Source organism: Devosia sp., from assembly GCF_030689745.1.
In the GTDB taxonomy this organism is placed as follows: domain Bacteria; phylum Pseudomonadota; class Alphaproteobacteria; order Rhizobiales; family Devosiaceae; genus Devosia; species Devosia alba.
The window spans coordinates 1-7192 of the sequence record NZ_JAUYGL010000195.1 but is presented as its reverse complement, the minus strand read 5'-3'; the positions used below and the strand labels follow the sequence as shown (position 1 = coordinate 7192).

At 62.5% G+C, this 7192-nt stretch carries 6 protein-coding genes; 4 read left to right on the top strand and 2 right to left on the bottom strand.

Annotated features, from left to right (window positions below; genetic code table 11):
* Positions 1-1620, bottom strand: a 1620-nt coding sequence (locus Q8O80_RS17155) for an ABC-F family ATP-binding cassette domain-containing protein (RefSeq protein WP_305581474.1), incomplete at its 3' end; no start/stop codon positions are given.
* Positions 1621-1828: 208 nt separating this feature from the next.
* Between Q8O80_RS17155 and ndk the strand changes: the two genes are divergently transcribed.
* The 3 genes from ndk to Q8O80_RS17140 all read left to right on the top strand — a co-directional run bounded on the left by ndk (position 1829) and on the right by Q8O80_RS17140 (position 4565).
* On the top strand, positions 1829-2251 hold the full coding sequence (gene ndk / locus Q8O80_RS17150) for a nucleoside-diphosphate kinase (protein ID WP_305581472.1): 423 nt from the start codon (positions 1829-1831) through the stop codon (positions 2249-2251).
* A complete protein-coding gene (locus Q8O80_RS17145; RefSeq protein ID WP_305581470.1) occupies positions 2251-2457 on the top strand; it encodes a 4-oxalocrotonate tautomerase family protein in 207 nt (68 codons plus the stop codon). The genes ndk and Q8O80_RS17145 overlap by 1 nt, the downstream gene beginning before the upstream one ends.
* Positions 2458-2612: 155 nt before the next feature.
* Complete coding sequence (locus tag Q8O80_RS17140) at positions 2613-4565, top strand: DEAD/DEAH box helicase (protein WP_305581468.1); 1953 nt, start codon at positions 2613-2615, stop codon at positions 4563-4565.
* Between the two features lie 74 nt (positions 4566-4639).
* Here the strand turns inward: Q8O80_RS17140 and Q8O80_RS17135 are convergent, their stop codons facing one another.
* Positions 4640-5836, bottom strand: a complete 1197-nt coding sequence (locus Q8O80_RS17135) for an MFS transporter (protein ID WP_305581466.1) — start codon at positions 5834-5836, stop codon at positions 4640-4642.
* Positions 5837-6176: 340 nt separating this feature from the next.
* Here Q8O80_RS17135 and Q8O80_RS17130 point away from each other — a divergent pair, with 340 nt between their 5' ends.
* Positions 6177-6803, top strand: a complete 627-nt coding sequence (locus Q8O80_RS17130; RefSeq protein ID WP_305581464.1) for a hypothetical protein — start codon at positions 6177-6179, stop codon at positions 6801-6803.
* Positions 6804-7192: the final 389 nt, after the last annotated feature.

Genomic DNA, 7192 nt, shown 5'->3' with positions numbered 1-7192 from the left:
GGCGGCGGCTTCCTGCTTGTTGGCCTTCCGGTCGGCCTTGCTGCCGCCTTTGCCTTCCTTGGCCGAGGTGATGGAATTCTGGTAACTGTCCAGATCCTCATCGAGCACGCGGATGGTGCCGCCCTCGGCAATCCAGAGCGTGTCGCAGGTCGCTTCGATCAGATGGCGATCATGGCTGATGATCAGCACGGCGCCTTCATAGTCATTTAGCGCGTGCACCAGCGCGTCGCGGCTATCGATATCCAGATGGTTGGTAGGCTCGTCCAGGATCATCATGCCGGGGCCCGAAAACGTAATCAGCCCCATCAGCAGGCGGGCCCGCTCGCCGCCTGAAAGGTTCTTGGCCGGGGTGTCCATGCGCGATTTGGTCAGGCCCATCTGGCTCAGGCGCGAGCGCCGCCTGGATTCGCTGTCGGTCGGCATGATGTCGACGATATGCTCGAACGGGGTCCATTCGGGCTTGAGCTTGTCCATCTGGTGCTGGGCGAAATGCGCGATCTCGAGCTTCTTGCCCTTGGCAAATGTGCCGCCCATCGGCTTGATGTCGCCGGCCAGCAGCTTGGCAAAGGTCGACTTGCCGTTACCATTCACCCCGATCAGCGCGATCCGGTCGCCCGGATCAATGCGCATATTGATGTGGCGCAGAATGGTCTTGTCGCCATAGCCGGCCGAAGCGCCGTCCAGCGAGATCATCGGCGTGGCCTGTTCGACCTTGGGCTGCGGGAAGGTGAAGGGCGCAGAGTACTCGTCAAACATCGCCGCTGGCGGCTTCAGCTTGGCGATCATCTTCATGCGCGCCTGCGCCTGCTTGGCCTTGGTCGCGGACGCGCCGAAGCGGTCGACGAATTTCTGCATGTGGGCGATCTGGTCCAGCGATTTCTCGCGGCCCTTGTTGTTGAGCTCCATCTGCATGCGACGCGTGCTTTCGAACGTGTCGTAATTGCCCTTGTAATAGGTGAGCTTGCGATGCTCGAGATGGATGATCGAGCTGACCGACTTGTTCAGCAGGTCGCGATCATGGCTGATCATGAACACGGTATAGGGATAGGTGGCCAGGTACTTTTCCAGCCACAGCGTGCCTTCAAGATCGAGATAGTTGGTCGGCTCGTCCAGCAGCAACAGGTCAGGCTGGCTGAACAATACGCCGGCCAGTGCCACCCGCATGCGCCAGCCGCCCGACAATTCATGCGTCGGCGAATTCTGCCGGTCCTGCTCGAAGCCCAGACCCTTGAGAATGGACGACGCGCGTGCTTCGGCCGTATAGGCGTCGATATCGGCGAGCCGGATATAGATTTCGCCGATGCGGTCGGGGTCGGTCGCGGTCTCGGCCTCGGCCATCAGCGCCGTGCGCTCCTTGTCGGCCGACATCACCACGTCCAGCACGCTTTCATTGCCCGCCGGGGCTTCCTGCGCCACCGCGCCGATGCGCGCCTTCTTGACCAGTTCCATGCCGCCGGAATCGGCATGGATATGGCCCTGGATCAGATGAAATAGTGTCGTCTTGCCGGTGCCGTTCTTGCCGACAAAGCCGGTCTTGGACCCCGTCGGCAACACCACCGAAGCGTCCTCGAACAGTTCGCGGCCCTGAATACGATAGGTGAGGTTGTTGATCGACAGCATGACAACGGCAATCTATGGAACTGGGCAGGCAAAACGGCGCATCGGCCAAGCCGTGCGCGTACCCGCAACAAAAAGTCTTTGCCGCTGGATAAAGTTATGTGACGCCGATGGCAACCGGGATTCCCGCATGGCTGCCCCGTCTTGCCTCCGTCAGACTCTCCCGCTACAAAGCGCCACCATTCCCTCAGACCCATCCAAGGATCCACCCATGGCGCTCGAACGCACCTTTTCGATCATCAAGCCTGATGCCGTCCGCCGCAACCTGATCGGCAAGATCATTGCCAAGTTCGAGGAAGCCGGTCTCCGCCCGATCGCCCTCAAGAAGATCCATATGACCCGTGCCCAGGCCGAAGGCTTTTACGCGGTGCACAAGGAACGCCCCTTCTTTGGCGAACTGGTCGAGCAGATGATCGCATCGCCCGTCGTCGTTCAGGTGCTTGAAGGCGAAGGCGCCATCCTCAAGAACCGTGAAGTCATGGGCGCCACCAACCCGGAAAACGCCGCTGCCGGCACCATTCGCAAGGAATTCGCCCTCTCGATCGGCGAAAACTCCGTGCACGGTTCGGATGCGCCCGAAACTGCTGCTGAAGAAATCAAGTTCTTCTTCAACGAAGACGAAATCGTCGGCTGATGCCCTACATCAACGTCCGCATTACCGATGATGACGTCTCGGCCGAGAAAAAGGCCGCGGTGATCGCCGGCATTACGGATGTGATGGTTCGTGTGCTCGGCAAAAGTCCTGACAGCACCTTTGTCGTGATCGATGAGGTGCCGATGGAAAACTGGGGCCACAAGGGCAAATCAATCGCCGAACTGCGCCGCCAGACCAAAGGCTGATCGCCTCTCGCCTCCAGAAATCCGAGGCCGCCCAATGGGGGCGGCCTTTTTGCTTGTTTGTGCTATAATGCACCAACTTCAGAACTCCTTGCCGCCCTCCCGACTATCCAGGGGAGGCTCGGGTAGGGGTTCTCACCCCATCCGAAAGATCTGCATTGTCCCTGCCTGAAACCATTTCGCCTCCACTCGCTCGCGCCCTTGCTGCAAAGGGCTACGAGACTCTGACCCCTGTCCAGTCATCCATCATCGAAGATGAGACCGCTGGCCGCGACCTGCTGGTCTCGGCCCAGACCGGCTCGGGCAAGACCGTTGCCTTCGGCATGGCCATCGCCGCCACCCTGCTCGGCGAAGCCGAACATTTCACTTCGGTCGGCGCCCCGCTGGCCCTGGTCATCGCCCCCACTCGTGAACTGGCCCTGCAGGTCCAGCGCGAGCTCGAATGGCTCTATGCCGAAGCCGGTGCCAAGATGGCCACCTGCGTCGGCGGCATGGATGCCCGCACCGAGCGCCGTGCGCTCGATCGTGGCGCCCATATCGTGGTGGGCACCCCCGGTCGTCTGCGCGATCACATCACCCGGGGTGCGCTCGACATGTCGGCACTGCGGGCCGTCGTGCTCGACGAAGCCGACGAGATGCTCGATCTGGGCTTCCGCGAGGATCTCGAATTCATCCTCGACGCCGCCCCAGAGGATCGTCGCACCCTGATGTTCTCGGCCACCGTGCCCAAGCCCATCGCCCAACTGGCCAAGACATTCCAGCGCAATGCACTGCGCGTTGCTGCCACCGGCGGTGGTCAGCAGCATGCCGATATCGATTACAAGCTCATGCTGGTCCCGGCCAATGAGCGCGAAAACGCCATCATCAACACGCTGCTCTACTACGAGGCGGCCAATACCATCGTCTTCGCCTCCACCCGTGAGGGCGTCAAACACCTCTCGGCCCGCCTGCACAACCGCGGCTTTGATGTGGTTACCCTGTCCGGCGAACTCAGCCAGGCCGAACGCACCAATGCGCTGCAGTCCATGCGCGACGGCCGCGCCCGGATCTGCGTCGCTACTGACGTTGCTGCCCGCGGTATCGATCTGCCCAATCTCGATCTGGTGATCCACGCCGATCTGCCGACCAATCCCGACACCCTGCTGCATCGCTCGGGTCGCACTGGCCGGGCGGGACGCAAGGGCACCTGCGTCATCATCACCCCGATGCATCGCCGCAATGTCGCCCAGCGCATTCTGCGCACGGCCAAGCTCGACGTCACCAATATGGCGCCGCCCACCGCGGCCGAGATCGACGCCCGCTTCCGCGAAGGTATTTTGACCAATGACGCCCTGACAGCGCCCATCGCCGAGGACGAATCCGAATTCGTCGCTCAGCTCATGGAACGTCACTCGGTCGAAGCCATTGCCGCCGCCTATCTGCGTCAGCAGCTCGCTGCCCGTCCGGCTCCCGAGGACGTCACCGAAAACCCGGTGCCCGGCAAGCCCGGCGACAGCGATCCGCGGACCCGCGAACGCTTCGAAGGCGGCACCTGGTTCAAGGTCAATGTCGGCCGCAAGCAGCGTGCCGAACCGCGCTGGATCCTGCCCATGCTGTGCAAGGCTGGCGACGTCACCAAGACCGCCATTGGCTCGATCCGCATCTTCGATACGGAATCCATCTTTGAAGTCGCCGCGCAAAAGGCCGATGCCTTTACCCGTAACATCGCCAAGAATGGTTCGGGCGAACGCGGTGTCACCATCACCCCGGTTGATGGTCCCGGCGAACGTCCGGCTGGCCCACCCCCGTCGCAGCGTCGCCCACCCGGTCCGGTCGAGCGCTACGATCCCGATGCACCGCGCCCCGAACGGGCCGACCGCCAGAGCCGCTATGGCTCTGCAGGCTTGCGGCCCGATGATTTCGAGGCACCGGCAACCGGCGGCTGGAACCCCTCCGCTGATGCCGACAAGCCTCGGCCACCCAAGCCCGACTTCGACAAGCCGCGCCCGCCCAAGGTCAGCAAGGCGCCGCCGAGTAAGGACAAGGGCAAGCCGAAATGGGCCGGCAAGCCGACCGATGGCGTCAAGCCGGTCAAGAAGGACCACAAGCCCAAGCGCAAGCCGCAGATCTGAGCGGCGTCACATATCTGAAGGGGGAGGGTGGCCACGGCCACCGTTTCTTTTTGCGCGGGGGGATTCCCGTCGCGCTACGCCAGGCGGGCCCGCATTCTGCCGACATTGCCGGTCAGCATGATCAGCCCACCCGCCGCCGCAATGGCCGCGGCCACTTGCAGCACCAGCTGATAATCTTCGCCAGCGCTCAAGACGCCAAAGGCGGTCGCCCCCACCAGCGTGGCGCCGATCGCTACCGCATCCATCAGCGAGGTCGATAGCCCGACGCGCCCCTTGATCGCGTCCTGAATATAGCTGATCGGGATCGACATCAGCGCGGCGGTGGCAATGCCGTTGAGGATTTGCAGCCAGAACACTTCCAGCACTGACCCGGCCTGCGACACCAGATAGATGTAAAGACCCAGCAGCAGCGCATTGCCCACGATGATGGCTTCGCGCGACATCCGTGCCAGCAGATAGCCCCACATGATCATGAACGGGATTTCCATGGCCGCAGCAAATCCGGCATAGAGACCCACATCGGCCAAGGTGCCGCCCAGCCGGGTGACAATGGTCAGCGGCATGGCCAACGTCACCAGCCGCATGGCGATATTGATCACCAGAATGCCCGCCAGTCCGGTCAGGATCGGCACCGGGAGCAGCCCCCGCTTGGCGCCCGGCTCGCGCTTGGCAATCGGGGCCGAGGCAATATGGGTGCCCGGGTCGGTCATCATGATGGCAAAGATCAGCCCGCACACCGCATAGGCCAATGCCGCCACCAGATACACGTCAAACACCGAAAACTGCGCAGCAATAGCGCCCACAATCGGGGGCACAACCACCCAGGCTACAGTGAACACCGTGCGCATCGCCGAGACCATGAACTGCGACCGTTCCGGGTTCTTGGCGTTGTAATACACCCGCGCATAGGCGAAATTCTGCGAAAACATCGCCAGGCCCAGCGGCATGATCGCGCCCATGGCGACAATGAACGCCAATTGCGTCCGCACGGCATAGATCAGGCCATAGCCGACCATGCCGGCGACGGCCGCCAGCAACACCAGCACGCGTCGATCATGCAGGCGGTCAGATGCATAACCCAGCGCTACCGACACCAGCGCGCCGACAACCGAGCCGATGGCAATCAGCAGCCCATACTGCGCGCTGCTCAATCCCAGCGCCTCGATGCCAACAATCGCCGCATAGGGGGCGGTGCTGGCAAAGGTCACGCCTGAGCAGAACATGCTGGCGCCCAGCATCGCCGTCACCGGCATTGGTATCGAATCGCGCATCTCGCCCTCCAGCACGCCGCCAATTTAGAAATCGCAATGGGCTCGCCTGTCCACCCCGCACTGGCGTGCGCGCTGCGTCAGCGCCGTTGCGGCCGCATCCGATGCGCTGCCACGGACGAAATATGCGTGGTAAATCAAATATTTGGCGCGGCATCGTGAATCGATTTCCTATCGCCTTGAAGCCATATATGCACGCCGACACTGTGACATTCTCGCCGGAAATCGCCGCCACGCACACAAGTCGCAAAATTGTCAGTGGCCAAATCACCGCACCTTGCTAGATTCAAGGCATCGAAATTGCCGTTTCGCGTCATCGGCCCAACTATTTTGGAGAGCATTAGTGCCCTTGCGCTGGCAGGAAGTGGCTGTACCACTGTCGATTATTATCTCCCTTCTCATTCTCAAATATGTACCGCTGACTGCTGACTTGCCGCTGTCCCGTGCCGCCGGGGTCGTCGCCTTCGGCTATGCCGCCTTTCTGGCGCTGCGCCTGCTGCAGAGTGAGGAGGCCCTTTTGGTGGATGGCTGGTCCGAGTTGCGGCCCTCATTGGTAGAGTATTTTGCCTGCTATGGCGCGGCGGCTCTGGCCGTTGTGCTGATGTCGGCGGTGATCGTCATTGGCAGTTCCAAACACATCCCCGCCACGCAAATGGTCGCCACCTTCCTGGCCTCGCTGCTGCTGGGGGCAGGGGCACTGGGCATCGGCCTGGGTGGTCTGTTCACCCGGGTGCGCTGGAACAATAAGTGCATCGAGCACCGCTCCGCCCTGGGGCGCGTCACCAGCATCGTCTGGTCCGATGTGCGCGCGGTGCGGCCCAATTGGCGCGGCATCACCATTGCAACGCAGTCGGCGGGGACGATCACTTTCTCCCAGTTCCACGCTGGCGCCGCCCAACTGGCAACCCACGCCAGCAACCGCGCCCGCCGCAACGCCGAACCCGCCAGCAAAGCCTTCGCCACCCTGTAGCTTTGCGCGCCCGCACCGCGCGATCTGCGCCTTCCCCTCGATGGAGGGGTACAATGCTGTGCATGTGGCAAGATATTGCCCCGATATCGGGGCCAACCACCCCCTCCCAGACCCTCCCCACCCAGACCCTTCCCACAAGGGGTAGGGTGTCGACTGCAAGGCTGGCTGATCCTCACCCGCCAGGATCCAGAACTATCCCCCTTATCCCCACCCCCCAAAACCGCGCGCATACTGCCTCCATCACCCCGCATGGGCGGCCTGCAGGCGAACAGTGGTGGGGTGAGCCGGGTGTGGTCTTTGCCTGCCGCACAGGTTCCACTCCGGCCGTGTGGGGGCGAGCGATCCCCGTGCCGCCGTACAGTTCCAAAAACCGGCGCCCCGAGGCGGTT